The organism is Stenotrophomonas acidaminiphila, assembly GCA_002951995.1.
GTDB lineage: Bacteria > Pseudomonadota > Gammaproteobacteria > Xanthomonadales > Xanthomonadaceae > Stenotrophomonas > Stenotrophomonas acidaminiphila_A.
In genome coordinates this window covers 2212036-2232972 of sequence record CP019797.1, presented here as the reverse complement: position 1 = coordinate 2232972, position 20937 = coordinate 2212036, and the positions used below count along the sequence as shown (strand labels likewise).

General features: G+C 69.6%; 14 protein-coding genes and 1 pseudogene. 6 read left to right on the top strand and 9 right to left on the bottom strand.

Annotated elements, in window-relative coordinates; all coding sequences use genetic code 11:
• Positions 1–14: 14 nt before the first annotated feature.
• From B1L07_10010 to B1L07_09990, 5 genes are all read left to right on the top strand, one after another.
• A complete protein-coding gene (locus tag B1L07_10010; protein ID AUZ55368.1) occupies positions 15–530 on the top strand; it encodes a nucleotide exchange factor GrpE in 516 nt (171 codons plus the stop codon).
• Between the two features lie 141 nt (positions 531–671).
• Positions 672–2594 (top strand): molecular chaperone DnaK, encoded by a 1923-nt coding sequence (locus B1L07_10005; protein ID AUZ55367.1) that lies wholly within the window; start codon positions 672–674, stop codon positions 2592–2594.
• A 133-nt stretch (positions 2595–2727) separates the two neighbouring features.
• The gene (locus B1L07_10000) at positions 2728–3858 is read left to right on the top strand and encodes a molecular chaperone DnaJ (protein ID AUZ55366.1); all 1131 of its coding nucleotides are present in this window, start codon (positions 2728–2730) and stop codon (positions 3856–3858) included.
• 124 nt (positions 3859–3982) lie between these two features.
• The gene (locus B1L07_09995) at positions 3983–4891 is read left to right on the top strand and encodes a pyridoxal kinase (protein AUZ55365.1); all 909 of its coding nucleotides are present in this window, start codon (positions 3983–3985) and stop codon (positions 4889–4891) included.
• The gene (locus B1L07_09990) at positions 4888–6009 is read left to right on the top strand and encodes a prephenate dehydrogenase (protein ID AUZ55364.1); all 1122 of its coding nucleotides are present in this window, start codon (positions 4888–4890) and stop codon (positions 6007–6009) included. Before B1L07_09995 ends, B1L07_09990 begins: the two co-directional genes overlap by 4 nt.
• Positions 6010–6403: 394 nt before the next feature.
• Here B1L07_09990 and B1L07_09985 read toward each other — a convergent pair whose 3' ends face one another.
• The 5 genes and pseudogenes from B1L07_09985 to B1L07_09965 all read right to left on the bottom strand — a co-directional run bounded on the left by B1L07_09985 (position 6404) and on the right by B1L07_09965 (position 10638).
• Positions 6404–6595, bottom strand: a complete 192-nt coding sequence (locus B1L07_09985; protein AUZ55363.1) for a hypothetical protein — start codon at positions 6593–6595, stop codon at positions 6404–6406.
• A gap of 74 nt (positions 6596–6669) precedes the next feature.
• Positions 6670–8439 (bottom strand): ABC transporter ATP-binding protein, encoded by a 1770-nt coding sequence (locus tag B1L07_09980; protein ID AUZ55362.1) that lies wholly within the window; start codon positions 8437–8439, stop codon positions 6670–6672.
• A gap of 37 nt (positions 8440–8476) precedes the next feature.
• Positions 8477–9067, bottom strand: coding sequence for an IMPACT family protein (locus B1L07_09975; GenBank protein ID AUZ55361.1), 591 nt, complete (start codon positions 9065–9067; stop codon positions 8477–8479).
• An 82-nt stretch (positions 9068–9149) separates the two neighbouring features.
• A pseudogene (locus tag B1L07_09970) lies at positions 9150–10054 on the bottom strand (hypothetical protein).
• Positions 10051–10638, bottom strand: coding sequence for an RNA polymerase subunit sigma (locus B1L07_09965; protein AUZ55360.1), 588 nt, complete (start codon positions 10636–10638; stop codon positions 10051–10053). The pseudogene B1L07_09970 and the gene B1L07_09965 overlap by 4 nt, the downstream one beginning before the upstream one ends.
• Before the next feature lie 178 nt (positions 10639–10816).
• Here B1L07_09965 and B1L07_09960 point away from each other — a divergent pair, with 178 nt between their 5' ends.
• Positions 10817–13678 carry a hypothetical protein gene (locus tag B1L07_09960; protein AUZ56540.1) on the top strand — a complete coding sequence of 954 codons (2862 nt, stop codon included), beginning with the start codon at positions 10817–10819 and terminating at the stop codon, positions 13676–13678.
• A gap of 853 nt (positions 13679–14531) precedes the next feature.
• On the opposite strand, the gene B1L07_09955 is transcribed toward B1L07_09960, so the two are convergent.
• The 4 genes from B1L07_09955 to B1L07_09940 all read right to left on the bottom strand — a co-directional run bounded on the left by B1L07_09955 (position 14532) and on the right by B1L07_09940 (position 20871).
• Complete coding sequence (locus B1L07_09955) at positions 14532–15125, bottom strand: Rossman fold protein, TIGR00730 family (protein AUZ55359.1); 594 nt, start codon at positions 15123–15125, stop codon at positions 14532–14534.
• 113 nt (positions 15126–15238) lie between these two features.
• Positions 15239–16675 (bottom strand): dihydrolipoyl dehydrogenase, encoded by a 1437-nt coding sequence (locus tag B1L07_09950; protein ID AUZ55358.1) that lies wholly within the window; start codon positions 16673–16675, stop codon positions 15239–15241.
• Positions 16676–16803: 128 nt separating this feature from the next.
• Complete coding sequence (locus B1L07_09945; GenBank protein ID AUZ55357.1) at positions 16804–17997, bottom strand: dihydrolipoamide succinyltransferase; 1194 nt, start codon at positions 17995–17997, stop codon at positions 16804–16806.
• A gap of 42 nt (positions 17998–18039) precedes the next feature.
• A complete protein-coding gene (locus B1L07_09940; protein AUZ55356.1) occupies positions 18040–20871 on the bottom strand; it encodes a 2-oxoglutarate dehydrogenase E1 component in 2832 nt (943 codons plus the stop codon).
• Between the last annotated feature and the right edge of the window lie 66 nt (positions 20872–20937).

The window sequence follows — 20937 nt, the reverse complement described above, 5'->3', positions numbered from 1 at the left end:
CCAGGGAACCGGAAATGAACCAAGACCACCCCGAATTCGAGACCGACAACAGCGCCGAGGGCATGGCCGCGGCGCAGGACGCGCAGGTCCAGGCGCTGCGCACCGAGATCGAGCAGCTCAAGGGCGAGTCGCTGCGCGAGCGCGCCGACCTGGAAAACCAGCGCAAGCGCGTGGCGCGCGACATCGAACAGGCGCGCAAGTTCGCCAACGAGAAGCTGCTGGGCGAGCTGCTGCCGGTGTTCGACAGCCTGGACGCGGGGCTGGCCGCCGCCGGCAGCGAGCCCAGCCCGCTGCGCGAAGGGCTGGAGCTGACCTACAAGCAACTGCTCAAGGTCGCCGCCGACAACGGCCTGACCCTGCTCGACCCGGTGGGCCAGGCCTTCAATCCCGAGCATCACCAGGCCATCAGCCAGGTCGACGCGCCGGCCGGGATGGCCCCGGGCGCGGTGGTGACCGTGTTCCAGAAGGGCTACCTGCTCAACGAGCGCCTGCTGCGGCCGGCGCTGGTGGTGGTGGCCCGGGTCGACTGACCCCGGCCGGCTGGCCGCCGCCTTAACGCCGGCGGCCAGCGGCAAACAGCGTTCCGGGGGTGGCTTGAATGTCATCCGGCCATCCCCCACATCCCGTTCATACCCGGCGGCTGCCGGCACACGAATCCTCAGGAGTCCCCCATGGGCAAGATCATTGGTATCGACCTCGGCACCACCAACTCGTGCGTGGCGATCATGGACGGCGGCAAGGCCCGCGTCATCGAGAACTCGGAAGGCGACCGCACCACGCCCTCCATCGTCGCCTACACCAAGGACGGCGAAGTGCTGGTGGGCGCCTCGGCCAAGCGCCAGGCCGTCACCAATCCGAAGAACACCTTCTACGCGGTGAAGCGCCTGATCGGCCGCAAGTTCACCGACGGCGAGGTGCAGAAGGACATCGCCCACGTGCCGTACGGCATCCTGGCCCATGACAACGGCGACGCCTGGGTGCAGACCAGCGACGGCCGCAAGATGGCGCCGCAGGAAATCTCCGCCAAGGTGCTGGAGAAGATGAAGAAGACCGCCGAGGACTTCCTCGGCGAGAAGGTCACCGAGGCGGTCATCACCGTGCCGGCGTACTTCAACGACAGCCAGCGCCAGGCGACCAAGGACGCCGGCCGCATCGCCGGCCTGGACGTCAAGCGCATCATCAACGAGCCGACCGCGGCTGCGCTGGCCTATGGCCTGGACAAGGGCGACAACAAGGACCGCAAGATCGTCGTCTACGACCTGGGCGGCGGCACCTTCGACGTGTCGATCATCGAGATCGCCAACGTCGACGGCGAGAAGCAGTTCGAAGTGCTGGCCACCAACGGTGACACCTTCCTCGGCGGCGAGGACTTCGACAACCGCGTCATCGAGTACCTGGTCGACGAGTTCAACAAGGACCAGGGCATCGACCTGCGCAAGGACCCGCTGGCCCTGCAGCGCCTGAAGGACGCGGCCGAGCGCGCCAAGATCGAGCTGTCCAGCGCGCAGCAGACCGAGGTCAACCTGCCGTACGTCACCGCCGACGCCTCCGGTCCGAAGCACCTGAACATCAAGCTGACCCGCGCCAAGCTGGAAGCGCTGGTGGAAGACCTGATCAAGAAGTCGATCGAGCCGTGCCGCACCGCGCTGAACGATGCCGGCCTCCGTTCGAGCGATATCCACGAGGTGATCCTGGTCGGTGGCCAGACCCGCATGCCGAAGGTGCAGCAGGCCGTGGCCGAGTTCTTCGGCAAGGAGCCGCGCAAGGACGTCAACCCGGACGAGGCCGTGGCGCTGGGCGCCGCGATCCAGGGCGGCGTGCTGGCCGGCGACGTCAAGGACGTGCTGCTGCTGGACGTGACCCCGCTGTCGCTGGGCATCGAGACCCTGGGTGGCGTGTTCACCAAGATCATCGAGAAGAACACCACCATCCCGACCAAGGCCTCGCAGGTGTTCTCCACCGCCGAGGACAACCAGTCGGCGGTGACCGTGCACGTGCTGCAGGGCGAGCGCGAACAGGCCCGCTACAACAAGTCGCTGGCCAAGTTCGACCTGACCGGCATCGAGCCGGCGCCGCGCGGCCTGCCGCAGGTCGAGGTGTCCTTCGACATCGACGCCAACGGCATCCTGCACGTCTCGGCCAAGGACAAGAAGACCAACAAGGAGCAGAAGGTCGAGATCAAGGCCGGCTCGGGCCTGTCCGAGGACGAGATCAACCGGATGGTCGCCGACGCCGAGGCGCACCGCGAGGAAGACAAGAAGTTCCAGGAGCTGGTGCAGGCGCGCAACCAGGCCGACGGCCTGATCCACGCCACCCGCAGCGCCATCACCGAACACGGCAGCAAGGTCGGCGGTGATGTCATCGGCAAGGTGGAGGCGGCCCTGGCCGACCTGGAAACCGCGATGAAGGGCGACGACAAGGCGCAGATCGAGGCGCGTTCCAAGGCGCTGGAGGAAGCCGGCCAGGCGCTGTACGCCGCCGCTTCGGCCGGCGAGCAGGGGGGCCCGGCCCCGGGTGCCGGTGCGGCCGGCCCGTCGAACGACGACGTGGTCGATGCCGAGTTCACCGAGGTCAAGGACGACAAGAAGTCCTGACGTCCGGCGCCCCTCTCCCTGCGCGGAGAGGGGCCGGGGTGAGGGTTCGGGACCGCATCGCGGTCCCGGGCCCTTGTCGCATCCACGAACCCCCGCCCCAGCCCTCCCCTGGAGGGGGAGGGAGAGGTAGAGCATGAGCAAGCGCGATTACTACGAAGTACTGGGTGTCTCCCGCGACGCCGGCGACGAGGAACTGAAGAAGGCCTACCGTCGCTGCGCGATGAAGCACCACCCGGACCGCAACCCGGGCGATGCCGCGGCCGAAGCCGCCTTCAAGGAGTGCAAGGAGGCCTACGAGGTCCTGTCCGACGGCAACAAGCGGCGCATGTACGACGCCCACGGCCACGCCGCGTTCGAACACGGCATGGGCGGCATGGGCGGCGGTCCCGGTGGCCCGGACATGGGCGACATCTTCGGCGACATCTTCGGCAACATCTTCGGCGGGGGCGGCGGCGCCCGCCAGGCGCGTCGCGGCGCCGACATCGGCTACGTGATGGAGCTGGACCTGGAGGAAGCGGTGGCCGGCGTGGAACGGCGCATCGAAATCCCGACCCTGGTCGAGTGCGGCGACTGCGACGGCAGCGGTTCGGAGGACGGCAAGGTCGAGACCTGCAACGTCTGTGGCGGTCGTGGCCAGGTGCGCATGCAGCGCGGCATCTTCGCCATGCAGCAGGCCTGCCACAACTGCGGCGGCCGCGGCCAGATCGTCGCCCGCCCGTGCAGGACCTGCCATGGCAACGGCCGCGTCGAGGAAGACAAGGTGCTGTCGGTCAAAGTGCCGGCCGGCGTCGATACCGGCGACCGCATCCGTCTGCAGGGCGAGGGCGAGGCCGGTCCGGCCGGTACCCCGCCGGGCGACCTGTACGTGGAAGTGCGCGTGCGCGAGCACCCGATCTTCACCCGCGACGGCGACGACCTGCACTGCGAAGTGCCGATCCGCATTTCGCAGGCGGCGCTGGGCGACGCCGTGCGCGTGGCCACGCTGGGCGGCGAGGCGGAGATCCGCATTCCCGCCGAGACCCAGACCGGCAAACTGTTCCGCCTGCGAGGCAAGGGCGTGCGCTCGGTGCGCAGCCGTACCGAGGGCGACCTGTACTGCCGCATCGTGGTGGAAACGCCGGTCAACCTGACCGCCGAGCAGCGCCGGCTGCTGGAGCAGTTCGAGGCCACCTTCAGTGGCGAGGAGGCGCGCAAGCACTCGCCCAAGTCGGCCACCTTCCTGGACGGCGTCAAGGGCTTCTGGGACCGCATGACCTCGTCCTGACCCGGCGCGATCGCTGCAATGCCATGACCAAGCCGCAGTCCGCTGCGGCTTCGTCGTTTCCGGCATTTGGTTGCGTGCGCATCCATGCCGCCGGCCACCGTTTGCGCAGGCGTAGAATGCGGCGATGAACGACGTCGACCACAGCCATCTCGTGCACGGTCGCCGGCAACGCCCGGACGGGCCTTCGCCGGTGGACGTGATTTCCGTACAGTCGCAGCTGGTCTACGGCCATGCCGGCAACAGCGCGGCGGTGCCGCCGCTGCGCGCGCTGGGCCTGCGCGTGGCGGAGATTCCCACCACCCTGCTCAGCAACGCGCCGTTCTACGCGACGCTGCGCGGCCGCGTGCTGCCGGCGGACTGGTTCGCCGAACTGCTGCAGGGAGCCAGCGAGCGCGGCCTGCCGCAGCGCGCCGGCGCGCTGGTGTCCGGTTATTTCGGCAGCGTGGCCAACGGCGCGGCGTTCGCCGACTGGCTGGACGCGGTGCTGCCCGCCTGCCCGGACCTGCGCTACTGCCTGGACCCGGTGATCGGCGATACCCACACCGGTCCCTATGTCGAGCCGGGGCTGGAGCGCATCTTCGCCGAGCGGTTGCTGCCGCATGCCTGGCTGGTCACCCCCAATGCCTTCGAACTGGGTCGCCTGACCGGCATGCCGGCGCTACGCCAGGACGACGCCATCGCCGCTTCGCGCGTGCTGCTTGAGCGCGGCCCGCAGTGGGTGATCGCGCATTCGGTGTCCGGCGTGCCGGGCGAACTGGTGACCCTGGCGATCGGCCGCGACGAGGTCTGGCGCTGGGCCTCGCCGCACCTGCCGGTGGACGTGGCCGGCACCGGCGATGTGCTGATGTCGCTGCTGGTGGCGTTCCTGCTCAAGGGCCATCGCTTCGAGGATGCGGTGGGGCGCGCCATCGCCGGCGTGCATGCCGCGCTGGAAGCGACGCTGGCGCACGGCGTGGAGGAGTTCGACGTATTGGCGGCGGCGCCGGCGGCACTGGGCACGCCGCACCGGTTCCGCGCCGAGCGGCTGGCGTGAGCGCGGCGCAGGCGCCGGTCGTCGGCATCGTCGGCAGTGGCGGCGCCTATGGCCGCTGGCTGCGCGGGTTTTTCCAGGCACGCATGGGGCTGGAGGTGATCGGCCACGATCCGGTCGACGCCGCCTCGCAGACGCCCGAACAGCTGCTCGAGCGCGCCGACGTGCTGTTGTTCTCGGCGCCGATCCGGCATACGCCGGCCCTGATCGACGAGTACGTACGGCGCTCGGGCGGGCGCGAACGCGGCAGGCTGTGGCTGGACGTGACCTCGATCAAGAGCGCACCGATGGCGGCGATGCTGCGCTCGCAGGCCTCCGTGGCCGGGCTGCATCCGATGACCGCGCCGCCCAAGGCGCCCACGCTCAAGGGCCGGGTGATGGTGGTGTGCGAGGCGCGCGTGGCCGCGTGCTGGCAGCCCTGGCTGGAACGGCTGTACGCCGCGCTGGAGGCCGAGTGCGTGCCGGCCACGCCCGAGCACCACGACCGGGTGATGGCGCTGGTGCAGGCGCTGGTACATGCCAGCCACCTGGCCCAGGCCGGCGTGCTGCGCAGCTACGCGCCGCTGCTTGGCGAACTGCAGGCGCTGATGCCCTACCGCTCGACCGCATTCGAACTGGATGCGGCGGTGATCTCGCGCATCCTGTCGCTCAACCCGGCGATCTACGAGGACATCCAGTTCGGCAACCCGCACGCGGGCGAGGTACTGGACCGCATGCTGGAACAGCTGCGGCAGCTGCGCGCGCAGCTGGCCGACGGCAGCGACGCGGCGCGGGCGGCCTTCCGCAGCCAGTTCCTGGACGACAACCGCCAGGCGGTGGGCGAGCAGGCGCTGCGCGATGGCAATTACAGCTTCGAGCGCCTGGGCTACCTGCTGGCCGACCTGACCGACACGCGCGCGATGAGCGTGCACCTGCCCGAGGATCGTGCCGGTTCGCTGCGCGAGCTGCTGCACGTGTTCGAACGGCACGGCATCAGCCTGTCCTCGATCCATTCCTCGCGTACGCCGGCGGGCGAGGTGCATTTCCGCATCGGCTTCGCCCAGCGCTATGCGCCGGACCTGCTGGACGCGGCCGCGCGCGAGATCGACCACACCGGCATCGGCCGGGTACTGCAGCACTGAACGTGCGTCATCCACAGCGGGTGTGGATGACCTGCGCACAAGCCTGTGGATGAATGCCGGCAGCCGTTGTGGCGCAAGGCTGTCAAGATGGATGGCGAATTTTTGGCCGGCGCGCATCGGCGATCCGGGGAAAGCATCGGTTGCGGTCGCATCGCCGGCAGCACCGCTCCGCCAGGCGTTGTCGGCGGTGTCCCGCGCATTCATCCACAGCGGGTGTGGATGACCTGCGCACAAGCCTGTGGATGAACGCCGGCAGCCGTTGCGGCGCAAGGCTGTCAAGATGGCTGGTCAATTATTCGCCAGCTGGATGCGCGCACCGGCGGTGATGTCGGCGCGTGTGGCGACAAGGCCGGCGTACGCACGGAGGTCGTGCGCGCGGGTGCCCGCCGTTTGTTCAGATGTGCAGCCGCACCTGTCCGTCGAGCGTGACGAATTCGCGCGCGTTGCGCCGCAGGTGGCGGCCATCGTCCAGTTCATAGCGCGGCGTGGTATCGCCGTTGCCGGCGCTGCCGGGCTCGGGAACGAACTCGATGATGATGCGGCTCTCGCCGTTGCTGTCGGTGGCGGGGAACTGGCGGAACGACATCGGCAACCTCCTGCGTGGCATGCAACCCGGTACGTCCGGGCCAGCCTGCATCGGCGCCCGTTAGCGCGGCGTCGTCAGTCGATGAACTGCAGCCGCGCCAGTTCCGCGTACAGGCCGCCCTCGCGCAGCAACTGCGCGTGGGTACCCTGCGCCACGATGCGGCCGTGGTCCATCACCACGATGCGGTCGGCCTTTAGCACGGTGGCCAGGCGGTGCGCGATCACCAGCGTGGTGCGGCCGGCCATCAACCGTTCCAGCGCCTGCTGCACCGCGCGTTCGCTCTGCGCGTCCAGCGCGCTGGTGGCTTCGTCCAGCAGCAGGATCGGCGCGTCCTTGAGCAGGGCGCGGGCGATGGCGATGCGCTGCTGCTGGCCGCCGGACAGGCGCGCGCCGCGCTCGCCGAGCTCGCTGGCGTAGCCCTCGGGCAGGGCACGGATGAAATCGTCGGCCTCGGCGGCGCGGGCGGCGGCATGCACTTCCTCGTCGCTGGCCTGCAGGCGGCCGTAGCGGATGTTGTCGGCCGCACTGGAGGCGAACAGCGCCGGTTGCTGCGGCACCAGCGCGATCTGCTCGCGCAGCGCGGTCGGTTCGGCCTGGCGCAGGTCGATGCCATCGACGCTGATGGTTCCCGCCTCGGGATCGTGGAAACGCAGCAGCAGCGACAGCACCGTGCTCTTGCCGGCCCCGGAGGGGCCGACCAGCGCCACGGTCTCGCCCGGCCGCACGTGCAGGGTGAAGCCGTCCAGCGCCGGCTGCCCGGGGCGCTGCGGGTAGTGGAAGACCACGTCCTGGAAGCGGATGTCGCCGCGCAGCGGCGTGGGCAGCGCCAGCGGCGCGGGCGGCGCGCTGACGCCCGGGCGTTCCTGCAGCAGTTCGGCGATGCGGCCCATGCCGCCGGCGGCACGCTGCAGTTCATTCCACACCTCGGCCAGTGCGCCCACCGAGCCGCCGCCGATCAGCGCGTAGAACACGAACTGGCCCAGCTCGCCCTTGCTGATGCGCCCGGCGATCACGTCATGCGCGCCCGACCACAGCACCAGCACCACCGCGCCGAACACCAGTGTGATGACGATGGCGGTGACCAGCGACTGGGTGCGGATGCGTCCGCGCGCGGTGGCCACTGCCACCGCCACCGCATCGGCGAAGCGGCCGGTTTCGTAGCCTTCGCGCGCATGCGCCTGCACGGTGCGGACCGCGCCCAGGGTTTCGCTGGCGAGGTTGTTGGCATCGGCCACGCGGTCCTGGCTGGCGCGCGAGGCCTTTTCCAGCCGGCGTGCGCCGAGGATGATCGGCAGGACCGCCAGCGGGATGCCGACCAGGGTGAACGCCGCCAGCCGCGGGCTGGTGACGAACAGCATGGCCACGCTGCCGACCACGGTGACGGTGCTGCGCAGCGCCACCGACATGCTGCTGCCGACCACGCTGCGCAGCAGTTCGCTGTCGGCGGACAACCGCGAGACCAGTTCGCCGCTGCGGTTGCGGTCGTGGAACTGCGCGTCCAGCGCGATCAGGTGCGCATAGAGCTGGCGCCGGAGGTCGGCCACCACTTTTTCGCCCAGCAGCGACACGAAGAAGAAGCGCGCGGCGCTCGCCACGGCCAGCACCACCACCACCGCGAACACCAGCAGGAATACCTGGTCGATGTTGCTGCCGTTGCTGAAGCCGTCGTCGATCATGCGCCGGAACGCGACCGGGAAGCTCAGCGTGGCCACCGAAGCCACCGCCAGCGCCGCCAGCCAGGCGGTGAACAGCGCCATGTGGCGGCGCACGAACGGCCACAGCGCCCGCAGCGTGCCCAGCCGTGCCTTGGCGGAAGAAGAGGGAGCGGTGGCGGTATCGGTCATGGGCGTGGCAGTGGAAAAAGGAAGGGCGGTGCCGGCGTCAGCCGCCGGCGTCGAGCCAGCGCACCCTGTCACGGGTGGCGTCGCGCAGCTGGGTTTTCAAGCCGTCCACCCGTTCGGCGGGCAGTTCGATGGCCAGTTGCGCGCCATGCTCGTCGAATTCCTCGCCGAGCTTGTCCGCCGCATGCGCGGCCAACTGCGCATGCACGGTGCCGAGTTCGTTGAACGGGCACGCCAGCCGCAGCCTGCGCATCGCCACCAGCGGCAGGCGCGGCGCCAGCCGCAGGCATTCGGCGGCGGTGCCGCCGTAGGCGCGCACCAGCCCACCGGCGCCGAGCTTGATGCCGCCGTACCAGCGGGTCACCACCACCACGACACGGTCGTAGCCCTGGCCATCGATCGCCGCCAGGATCGGGCGACCGGCGGTACCGGCGGGCTCGCCGTCGTCGCTGGAACGGTATTCGTTGCCGCAGCGGTAGGCCCAGCAGTTGTGGGTGGCGTCGGCCACCGAGACCGCGCTGACGAAGGACAGTGCATCGGCCGCATTGCCGATCGGCATGGCCTGGGCAAGAAAACGGCTGTGCTTGATCTCCAGCAGGTGGCTGGCGGGCGCGGCGAGGGTGTCGGGCATCGCCCACATTCTAGGCCGCCGGGCAATCATTTGCCGGACGCGGGACCGGGCCCGCGCGCGGCAACCGCCGGCGGGGGGCCGCTCAGTCGCCCAGCAACGGCCGCAGGTCGCGCGGGATACGGGCTTCCGGATAGACCTGCATGAAACGCTCCAGGCTGGCACGTGCGTTGTCCAGGTCACCGTCGGCACGCCGCGCGCGGATGCGCTGCAGCCATTGCCGGCGCGGCAGGCGCGCGTCCCCGTCGATGGCGGCCGACGCGGCGGGCACGACCTCCGCTGCGGTCGGTTCGGGCCGCCTGGCGGCGGACGCCTGGACCGGCGCAGCCGCGCGTGCGTCCTGGGGGGCGAATGCAGGCGCAGTTCGGCTTGCACCGCGGCCTGCTCCGCCGCGGCGGCGGGTTCCAGCGCGTAGCTGGACGCCGTGGGGGCAACCCGCGATGCCGTGGCAGGCGCAGGCGCGGCGGGTGCCGGCGGCGGCGAAGGCGGCGGGGGCGGCACGGAGGCGACCGGCGCGCGCGCCGGTGCCGGTGCGGCCCGCGCGGGCGCTGCTGCTTTCCGTGCGTGGCTGTCGACAGGGGCCTGGCTTGGCGGTGGCGCTGCCATGGGGGCGGGAATGGGCGGCGGCGGCGGGGGCGATGCCGCCGCGTCGCGCGCCTGCGTGGCGGCCGCCGGCGCCACCGCCGCGGGCAGCGGTGGTGGCGTGGGCCGCAGCTGCCAGGCCAGGCCGACAACCAGCACCAGCGACGCGGCGGCGGCGAGCGAGGACACCAGGCCGCGGCGCCAGCCGCGTCGTGCCGGGCGCGCGCCGGTAGTGAAAGTGGCCGGGGGCGCGGACGGCCGCGGCGCCGGTTCCGACCCGGCCGGTTCGCGCGCGAGCGCGGCGATGGCCGCGTCGATCCGCGCCGACGGCGCGATGCCCGCGGCGGGACGGCCCAGCAGCCGTGCCAGTTCGCGCTCTTCGGGAGTCAGGGGTTCGGACCTGTTCATTCGCTCAACCTCGCGCGCAGCTTGTCCATCGCATAGCGCAGCCGCGACTTGACGGTTTCCCGGCCCACGCCGGTGATCTGCCCGATCTCCTCCAGGCTCAGTTCCTGCTCCAGGCGCAGGATCAGGACTTCCTGCTGCTCCTGCGGCAACTCGGCCATGGCCTGGCGCAGCCGCAGCCTTTCGTCCTGTTCGTGGGCCAGCAGTTCCGGGGTGCAGGCATCGGCCAGGCGCGCGGTGCGCTGTTCGGCATCGTCCGGGGCGGCGGGCCGGTGCCGCGCCGCGCGCCAGTGGTCGTTCAGGCGGTTGTGGGCGATGCGGAACAGCCAGGTGGCGAAGCTCGCCTCCGGCTTCCAGCGCGAGCGGGCCAGGATCATCCGCTGCCATACGTCCTGGAACAGCTCCTCGGCCAACGCGCGGTCGCGCAGCTGGCCCAGCAGATAGTGGAACAGCCGCGCGCGATGCCGCGCATACAGCTCGGCGAAGGCTTCGCCATCGCCTTCGGCGTAGGCCAGCATCAGCGCTTCGTCGGTCGGGGCTTGGAGGGCGGTATCCACGCGGCCCAGCCTAAGCGCTGGCCGCGCCACTGCCTAGTCGCCGCCGGGCGCGGGCCGGCGCCGGTTCAGCCAGCCCCGGCGCGGGCGCACCGCAGGCGGGGGTTGCGGCATTATGCTGCGACAGGGGAGTTCCGGAGTGCCGGAACCCGGAACACGCATGGAGATCATGTCCCACCGCCAACTCGACCTGCATGCCGGCAGCGGCCGCGTGGACACCGATTCGCCGACCAACCGCGTGGTGGCGACGCTGCACGGCCTGCTGCCCCAGGGCAGCGCCGTGGCGCTCGCCTGGGACGATGCGGTGCTCGGGCAGGGCGACTGCGTCAGCCCGGGTGCCGATGGATTGCGCGGACCGGTGCACGCATTGCTGGCGGGCGAGCCGCTGCCGGACGGCCTGCGCCAGGCCGTGGTGGAACGCTGGACCGACGCGGAAGGTGGTGCCCGCATCGTGGTGCTGGCCGAGATCGATGCCAGTTTCTCCGACGCGCAGCGGCAGGCCTGGCTGGGCACCGCGCACGCGCTCGTCGCCGCGGTGCTGGTGTCGCTGCGCCAAGGCGTGCAGATCGAGCAGCTCGAACGCGCCAAGCGCCTGCAGCGGGCCCTGTTCGAGATCGCCGACCTGGCCGGCAGCGACCTGGAAATGTCGCAGATGCTGGCCCATTTCCACCGCATCCTGTGCACCCTGATGTACGCGGACAACTGCTACATCGTCGAATGCGACGAGCACCAGAGCAGCCTGCGCTTCCTGTATTTCGCCGACGAACTGGACAACTTCGCGCCGCATCCGGAGCGGCGTTTCCGCTTCGAGGAAATGCAGGACAGCCTGACCTTCGCGGTGCTGCGCCTGGGCAGGACCATGCATGGCCCTTCGCGCGAGCTGCTGCAGGTGCTGGACCACCAGCATTCCGTGCACAGCGGCCCGGACAGCGCCGATTGGCTGGGGGTGCCGATGTGGCGCGACGGTACCGTCTGCGGCGCCATCGTGGTGCAGAGCTACGAGAGCGGCGTGCAGTACGGCGACGAGGACCGCGACGTGCTCAATTTCGTGGCCAAGCACATCCTGACCGCCATGGACCGGCGCCAGGCGCACGTGCAGCTGGAGCAGCACGTGCAGCGGCGCACGCTGGAGCTGGAGCGGGCCAACGCCAGCCTGCAGGAGGAAATACAGGAGCGGCGGCGCGCCGAGGCCCTGCAGGCGGCGCTGTTCAATGTCTCGGAACTGGCGATGAGCGGAGGCAGCCAGGCGGTGTTCCATGCCGAGGTGCACCGGGTGATCGGTGGCCTGCTGGACGCAAGCAATTTCTACATCGCGCTGGTCAACGAGCAGGGCGACGGGCTGGATTTCGTCTATTCGGTGGACGAGTTCAACCGGGTGCGCGCGTCGCGCGCCTTCAGTGGCGGCCTGACCGAGTACACCCTCCGCAGCGGCCAGCCGCTGCTCGCGACCCGGGCCGAGATCGACCAGCTGATCGCGCGCGGCGAGGTGCGCGAATTCGGCGCCAAGTCGCAGTGCTGGCTGGGCGTGCCGCTGTTCAGCGACGACGAAGTGGTGGGCGTGATCGCGGTGCAGAGCTACAACCCGCAGGTCAGCTTCACCGCCCACGACCAGCGGCTGCTGGCGTTCGTGGCGCGCAACATCGGCAACAGCCTGGCGCGCCAGCGCGACCGCAATCGCCTGCTGCAGGCGCATGCCGAGCTGGAGCAGCGCGTGGCCGAGCGCACCCGCGAGCTGGGCGAGGTCAACCAGAAACTGCTGGCGCAGATCGGCGAGCGCATGCGCGTGGAGCAGCGCCTGACCCACCTGGCGATGCACGACGTGCTGACCGGCCTGCCCAACCGCCTGCAGTTGCTGGAGAAGCTGGAAGAGGCGATCGAACACGCGCAGCTGGGCATGGGCCCGATGTTCGCGCTGCTGTTCCTCGACCTGGACCGCTTCAAGTGGGTCAACGACAGCATCGGCCATGCCGCCGGCGACCGCATGCTGGTGGAAGTGGCGCAGCGCCTGGTGGGCATGCTGCGCAGCGACGACGTGGTGGCGCGCCTGGGCGGCGACGAGTTCGCGCTGCTGGTGCGCTGCGACGGCGCCAAGGAGGCCATGGACGTCGGCCGGCGCCTGCTGCGTTCGCTGGAGCACTCGATGTGGGTCGATGGGCGCGAGTTGTTCCCGTCGGGCAGCATCGGCATCGCCCTGTGGAGCCCGCGCTACACCTCCGGCGCGGAACTGCTGCGCGACGCCGATGCGGCGATGTACCGCGCCAAGGGCATGGGCCAGGATCGCTGCATGCTGTTCGACGAGGCCATGCGCGAGCAGTCGCTGCAGAGCCTGGAACTCGAGGCGGACCTGCGCCGGGCGATCATCAACAATGATTTCCTGCCGTTCTACCAGCCCATCGTGTCGCTGGCCGATGGCGCCGTGGTCGGCCACGAGGCGCTGCTGCGCTGGCAGCACGAGGGCAGGGGCCTGCTGCTGCCGGGCGAGTTCATCTCGCTGGGCGAGGAAAGCGGCCTGATCGAGCAGGTGGACTGGCTGATCTACGAGCAGGTGGTGCGCGACCTGGCCGGCACCGGTTCGGGCTACGTTTCGGTGAATGTCTCGCCACGGCATTTCCGCTCGTCCGAGTTCGCCGCGCGCCTGCTGGGGCTGTTGGAAGCGGCCGGCGCCGACCCGGGACGGCTGCGGGTGGAGATCACCGAGATGGCATTGCTGGAGGACGCCCCGCGCACGCTGCGTACCCTGTACCAGCTGCGCGAGCGCGGGATCGTGGTGCAGCTGGACGATTTCGGCACCGGCTATTCGGCGCTGTCCTACCTGCACCGCTTCCCGATCAGCGCGCTGAAGATCGACCGCAGTTTCGTGGCCGGGCTGCACGCCGACAACGGCAAGAGCACGCAGGCGCTGGTCGAAGGCGTGGTGTCGCTGGCGCGTACCCTGGGCATCGAGACCATCGGCGAGGGCGTGGAAGACGAGCGCCAGCTGCGCACGCTGTTCGACATGGGCTGCAATTTCGGCCAGGGCTATCTGCTGGGCCACCCGCTGCCGCGCGAAGCGACGCTGTACCGGATGGCGTGAACCGCCGCACCGCCGCGTGGTCGATCCCGGCACCTGCCGGCACCCACCGCAACGCCGTGCGGCGTTCGTCGAGCCACGCCATACAGGAACGGCCACGCGGCGACAGCGATCGCGTCGCCTCGCGCCGGGAGCCCTGCGGAAACGCGGCGCGGTGTGCCCCGTCAAACCGCGCCATGCTGGACCACGGTCGCGCGGATGCCTGCCGCCGCGGCACGGCCGGTGGGCTGTCCGCAACGCAGGGCGCGTTTATTCCGCGCCAGGCAGGGAGGGAGGCGCAGCAACGCCTGCCGCATCGTCACGCGCCTGTGTTCCTGCCGCAACGCCGTGCCAGTGGCCTTACCGCAACGCCGCACGCAGCTTTTCATCGAACCGCTCCAGGCAGGGAAGGAGGCGCCAGCGAAGCCTGCCGCGTCGCCACGCGCCGATGGCCTTACCGCAACGCGGCGCGCAGCTTTTCGTCGAACCGCGCCAGGCAGGGAAGGAGGCGCCAGCGAAGCCCGCCGCGTCGCCACGCGTCAATGGGCCTGCCGCAATGCTGCGCGCCAATGGACTTGCCGCAGCGCAGCGTGCAGCTTTTCGTCGAACCGCGCCAGGCAGGGAAGGCGGCGCCAGCGAAGCCCGCCGCGTCGCCACGCGCCAATGGCCTTACCGCAACGCCGCGCGCAGCTTCTCGTCGAACCACTTGTCCGCCTGCGCCGGCGAAGCCCGCCGCGTCGCCACGCGTCAATGGGCCTGCCGCAATGCTGCGCGCCAATGGACTTGCCGCAACGCCGCACGCAGCTTTTCGTCGAACCGTGCCAGGCAGGGAAGGAGGCGCCAGCGAAGCCCGCCGCGTCGCCACGCGCCAATGGCCTTACCGCAACGCCGCGCGCAGCTTCTCGTCGAACCACTTGTCCGCCTGCGCCGGCGAATAAGCCCGCATCCACGCCAGCATCTGCCCGGCGTCGTCGCCGTACCACAGATCCTGGCGTTGTTCCGGGTGCAGGAAGCGTTCTTCCACCATGTGGTCGATCATGCCGATCAGCCTGGCGTAGAAGCCGTTGACGTCGAGGAAGGCGCAGGGCTTGTTGCCGATGCCGAGCTGGCGCCAAGTCAACATCTCGAAGATCTCTTCGGCGGTACCGAAACCGCCGGGCAGGGCGACGAAGGCGTCGGACAGGTCGAACATGCGCGATTTGCGCTCGTGCATGGAGCCGACGACCTCCAGCGTGGTCACGCCCTGGTGCGCCACTTCCAGGTCCACCAGGTGCTGCGGGATCACCCCGGTGACCTGGCCGCCTGCGGCCAGTACGCCGTCGGCTACCGCGCCCATCAGCCCGGTGCGGCCGCCGCCGTAGATCAGGCGCAGGCCTTCGTGGGCGATGCGCGTGCCCAGTTCGGTGGCGCGCTCGATGTACAGGGGATTGGCACCGGGGTTGGAGCCGCAGTAGACGCAGATCGATTTCATGGGAAGTCCTGGGGAGGTGTGCGGATCGCGTCGATGAACAGGGCGCGATCGGGGGAATGCAAAAGCAAGAAGGCTCCGCCGGGGCGGAGCCTTCTGGGTCAGGCCGGTGTCGCTCAGTTGGCCTTGTGGATGGCGCGCTTGCCGACCGCCATGGCCGCGTCGTGGATCACTTCCGACAGCGACGGGTGGGCGTGGCAGATGCGGGCCAGGTCGTCGGCCGAGCCGCTGAACTCCATGGTCAGCACGCCTTCGTGCACCAGTTCGGAGACATTGGCGCCGACCAGGTGCATGCCCAGCACGCGGTCGGTTTCGGCGTGCGCCAGCACCTTGACGAAGCCGGCCGGCTCGACCATCGCCACGGCACGGCCGTTGGCGGCGAACGGGAAGCTGCCGGCCTTGTACGGGATGCCCTCGGCCTTGAGCTGGGCTTCGGTCTTGCCGACCCAGGCCAGTTCCGGCTCGGTGTAGATCACCCACGGGATGGTGTCGAAGTTGACGTGGCCCGGCAGGCCGGCGATCAGTTCGGCCACCGCGATGCCTTCCTCGAAGCCCTTGTGCGCCAGCATCGGGCCGCGCACGCAGTCGCCCACCGCCCAGACGCCGTCGACGCCGGTGTGGCAATGGTCGTCGACCACGATCTGGCCGCGCTCGTTGACCTGCACGCCGGTGCCCTCGGCCAGCAGGCCCTGGGTGGCGGCGCGGCGGCCGACGGCCACCAGCAGCTTGTCGACGGTCAGGGTCTTCTCGCCTTCACCATCGGTGTAGGTGACCACCACTTCCTTCTTCTTGCCCTTGCCGGTCACTTCGGTCTTGCTGACCTTGGCGCCGAGCCTGATGTCCAGGCCCTGCTTCTTGAATTCGCGGGCGGCGACCTTGGCCACCTCGGCGTCGGCGGCGGCCAGGAACTCCGGCATCGCCTCGAGGATGGTCACTTCGGCGCCCAGGCGCTTCCACACGCTGCCGAGTTCCAGGCCGATCACGCCGGCGCCGATCACCGCCAGGCGGCCCGGTACTTCGGTGAAGTCCAGCGCGCCGACGTTGTCGACGATGGTCTCGCCGTCGAACTTGGCGAACGGCAGTTCGATCGAGTCCGAGCCGGCGGCGATGATGACGTTGGTGCCCTTCAGCTCGACCTCGCTGCCGTCATGCTGCTTGACCTTGACGATGTTGCCGGCCTGCAGCTGGCCGAAGCCGTAGTAGGCGGCGACCTTGTTGGCCTTGAACAGCTGGGCGATGCCGCCGGTGAACTGCTTCACGATGGCGTCCTTGCGGCCGACCATCTTCTCGACGTCCATCTTGGCGTCCTTGAAGCTGATGCCATGGTCGCCAAAGATGTGGCCCATGTTCCAGTACTGGCGCGAGGAGTCCAGCAGTGCCTTGGACGGGATGCAGCCCACGCGCAGGCAGGTGCCGCCCAGCGCCGGCTTGCCGTCCTTGCCCAGCGCCGCGTCGATGCAGGCGGTCTTCAGGCCCAGCTGGGCGGCGCGGATGGCGGCGTGGTAGCCGGCCGGGCCGGCACCGATGACGACGACGTCGAATTGTTCAGCCATTTGAGGTTCCTTGGTGCTTTCCTTCGGTCTCGCGGGCGAGGCCGGTGGCGCGGGGCGCCGGGCAAGGGGCGGGCGCTGGGCCGGCCCCGGAGCGACCGACCCCTCCGCGGGGGAGGGGTCGGCGGGTGTTACAGGCCGAACAGCATGCGGCCCGGGTTTTCCAGCTGGTTCTTGATGTCCACCAGGAACTGCACCGCGTCCTTGCCGTCGATGATGCGGTGGTCGTAGGACAGCGCGATGTACATCATCGGCGCGATCACGACCTGGCCGTTCTCGGCGATCGGGCGCTCCTTGATCGTGTGCATGCCGAGGATGGCGCTCTGCGGCGGGTTGACGATCGGGGTCGACATCAGCGAGCCGAAGGTGCCGCCGTTGGTGACGGTGAAGGTGCCGCCCTGCAGGTCGTCCAGCGCCAGCTTGCCGTCGCGCGCCTTCTTGGCGTAATCGGCGATGCCCTGCTCGATGTCGGCGAAGGACATGCGCTCGACGTTGCGCAGCACCGGCGTCACCAGGCCCTTGTCGGTGGACACGGCGATGGAGATGTCCGAGTAGCCGTGGTAGATGATGTCGTCGCCGTCGACCGAGGCGTTGACCAGCGGGAAGCGCTGCAGCGCGTTGGCCGCGGCCTTCACGAAGAAGCTCATGAAGCCGAGCTTGATGCCGTGGGCCTTCTGGAACTCGTCCTGCAGTTCCTTGCGCGCGGCCGAAACCTTGGCCAGGTTGACTTCGTTGAACGAAGTCAGCATGGCGATGGATTCCTTGGACTGCATCAGCCGCTCGGCGATGCGCTTGCGCATGCGGGTCATCGGCACGCGTTCTTCCGGACGCGCGCCGCCGGCCTTGCCGACGCCGCCGTTGCGGGCGAAGTTGACGATGTCTTCCTTGGTCACCGCGCCATGGCGGCCGGTACCGGCCACGTCGGCCGGGTTCACGCCTTCGGTGATGGCCGAGAAGCGGGCGCCCGGGGGCAGGTTGTCGGCGGCGGACTTGGCGGCCGGGGCCGGCGCGGCGGCCGCAGCGGCCGGTGCCGGGGCCGCGGCCTTCGGTGCCTCGGCGGCAGCCGGGGCCGGCGCGGCGGCGACGGCGCCTTCCTCGATGATCGCCACGACCTGGCTGCTGGTCACGGTGGCGCCTTCGGGGAACTTGATCTCCTTGATCACGCCATCGACCGGCGACGGGACCTCGAGCACGACCTTGTCGGTTTCCAGGTCAAGCAGGTTTTCGTCACGCTTGACCGCGTCGCCGACCTTCTTGTGCCAGGTGGCAATGGTGCCGTCAGCGACGGATTCGGGCAGTACCGGGGCTTTGACTTCGGTGGCCATGCAGGGGCTTCCTGGTTCGTATTCTTGGTGAAAGGGGGAGAGTTATTCAGCGAACTGGTCGTTGAAGGGGTTGACCAGCGCATCGGCGAGCAGCTGCTGCAGTTCGCGCAGGTGGTCGGCCATGTGGCCGACGGCCGGCGACGGCGAACGCGGGCGGCCAGCGTAGTGCAGGTTCTGGCCATCAGCCAGGCAGGCCTGCAGGTGGTGGCGGATCTGGTACCACGCGCCCTGGTTCATCGGCTCTTCCTGGCACCACACCACGTCGGCGGCCTTGCCGTACTTCTTCAGTTCGGCGGCCAGCTGCGGGCGCGGGAACGGGTACAGCTGCTCCACGCGGATGATCGCCACGTCGTCCTGGCCACGCTTGGTCTGGTCTTCCAGCAGGTCGTAGTAGACCTTGCCCGAGCACAGCACCACGCGCTGGACCTTCTTGGCGTCGGCGCTGGCGTCGCCGATCAGGTGCTGGAACTCGCCGTTGGCCAGTTCGTCCAGGGTCGAAACGGCCAGCTTGTGGCGCAGCAGCGACTTGGGCGACATCACCACCAGCGGCTTGCGGGTGGTCATGCACAGCTGGCGGCGCAGCATGTGGAACGCCTGGGCCGGGGTCGACGGCACGCAGACCAGCATGTTCTCCAGCGCGCACAGCTGCAGGAAGCGCTCCAGGCGCGCCGAGCTGTGTTCCGGGCCCTGGCCTTCGTAGCCGTGCGGCAGCAGCAGGGTCAGGCCGGAAATTCGGCCCCACTTGGCCTCGCCGGAGGCGATGAACTGGTCGATCACCACCTGGGCGCCGTTGGCGAAGTCGCCGAACTGGCCTTCCCAGATGCACAGGGTGTTGGGATCGGTGGTGGAGAAGCCGTACTCGTAGGCCATCACCGCCTCCTCGCTGAGCAGCGAGTCGATGACGGTGGCCTGTTCCGGCGACTGCACCAGCTGGCGCAGCGGCAGGTAATAGGCGTCGGTCTTCTGGTCGTGCAGGATCGCGTGGCGGTGGGTGAAGGTGCCGCGGCCGACGTCCTGGCCGACCAGGCGCAGGCCATGGCCCTGGTCGAGCAGGGTGGCGTAGGCCAGGTTCTCGGCGAAGCCCCAGTCGCCCGGGATCTCGCCGGCCGCCATCCTGCGGCGGTCGTCATAGACCTTGGCCACGCGCGAGTGCAGTTCCACGCCCTCGGGGATGGTGTTGATCAGCTTGGCCAGGCGGGTCAGTTCGGCCATCGGCACCCGGGTGCTGACCGGGTCGGACAGCTTGCCGGCCAGCAGCTTCGGCCAGTCCACGTACAGCTTGCTGGTCGGCGGAGTCTTCTCGACCTGTGCCAGCTCGGTGGTGACTTCGCCCGAATCGAGCTTCTCGCGGTAGGCATCGACCAGCGCCTTGCCGCCATTGGCCGGGATCACGCCCGCAGCCTCGAGCTTCTCCGCGTACAGTTCGCGGGTGGTCTTGTGCTTGCGGATCACCTGGTACATCAGCGGCTGGGTGATCGCCGGCTCGTCGGCCTCGTTGTGGCCCCAGCGGCGGTAGCAGACCAGGTCGATCACCACGTCCTTGTGGAACTGCTGGCGGAAGTCGTAGGCCAGCTGCGCGGCGAACACCACCGCCTCCGGATCGTCGCCGTTCACGTGCAGGACCGGCGCGCCGACCATCTTGGCGATGTCGGTGCAGTACAGGGTCGAGCGCGAGTCGTCGCGGTTGGAGGTGGTGAAGCCGACCTGGTTGTTGATGACGATGTGCACGGTGCCGCCGACCGCGAAGCCGCGCGCCTGCGACATCTGGAACAGCTCCATCACCACGCCCTGGCCGGCGAACGCGGCGTCGCCGTGGATCAGGATCGGCATGACCTGCTTGCGCGCGGTGTCGCCACGGCGTTCCTGGCGCGAACGCACCGAACCGGCGACCACCGGGTCGACGATCTCCAGGTGCGACGGGTTGAACGCCAGCGCCAGGTGCACCGGGCCGCCGGCGGTGGCGACGTCGGCCGAGAAGCCCATGTGGTACTTCACGTCGCCGGCCACGGCACGGTCGTCGTGCTCGAAGCGGCCTTCGAACTCGTCGAACAGCTTGCGCGGGTTCTTGCCCAGGGTGTTGACCAGCACGTTCAGGCGGCCGCGGTGGGCCATGCCGATCACCACGTCCTTGACGCCGTCCTTGCCGGCGCTGCGGATCACCGTGTCCATCATCGGGATCAGCGAATCGCCGCCTTCCAGCGAGAAGCGCTTCTGGCCGACGTACTTGGTGTGCAGGTAGCGCTCGAGGCCCTCGGCCGCGGTCAGCCGCTCCAGGGTGCGGCGCTGGGTGTCCGCGTCGAGGTTGTAGTTGCCGCCGGCGCTTTCCAGGCGCTGGTACAGCCACTGGCGCTGGTCGACTTCGGCGATGTACATGAACTCGGCGCCGATGGAGCCGGTGTAGGTCGCCTTCAGGCGCGCCAGCAGGTCGCGCAGCTTCATGCGCGGCTGGCCACCGACGCCGCCGGTGCTGAACTCGTCGTTGAGGTCGGCATCGGACAGGTGGTGGAAAGCCAGGCCCAGGTCGGGCGGGTTGACCGGCGGGGTCAGGCCCAGCGGGTCGAGCTGCGCGCCGAGGTGGCCGCGCGAGCGGTAGGCGGTGATCAGGCGTCCGACGTTGCGCTCGCGCTCGTCGCCGCCGCCGGCACTGGCCACGGCGCTGGACGCGTTGCGGCCGGCCTCGGCGATGTGGGCGATGACGGCCGAATGCGGGACATCACCTGCCTCGCGGCCCTTGAAACCGTCGAAGTAGGACTTCCATTTGGGGTCCACACTGTCCGGGGAGACGAGGTACTGCTCGTACAGGTCCTCGATATAGGAGGCGTTGCCGCCGGCGAGTTGCGATGACTGCGCAAACTGCTTCAGGAGATTGTCCACGATGGAGGGTCGGATTCGCTTGTGGGGTATGGCTTCTGGAACCGGCGGGGACCTTGCAGCAGGGCG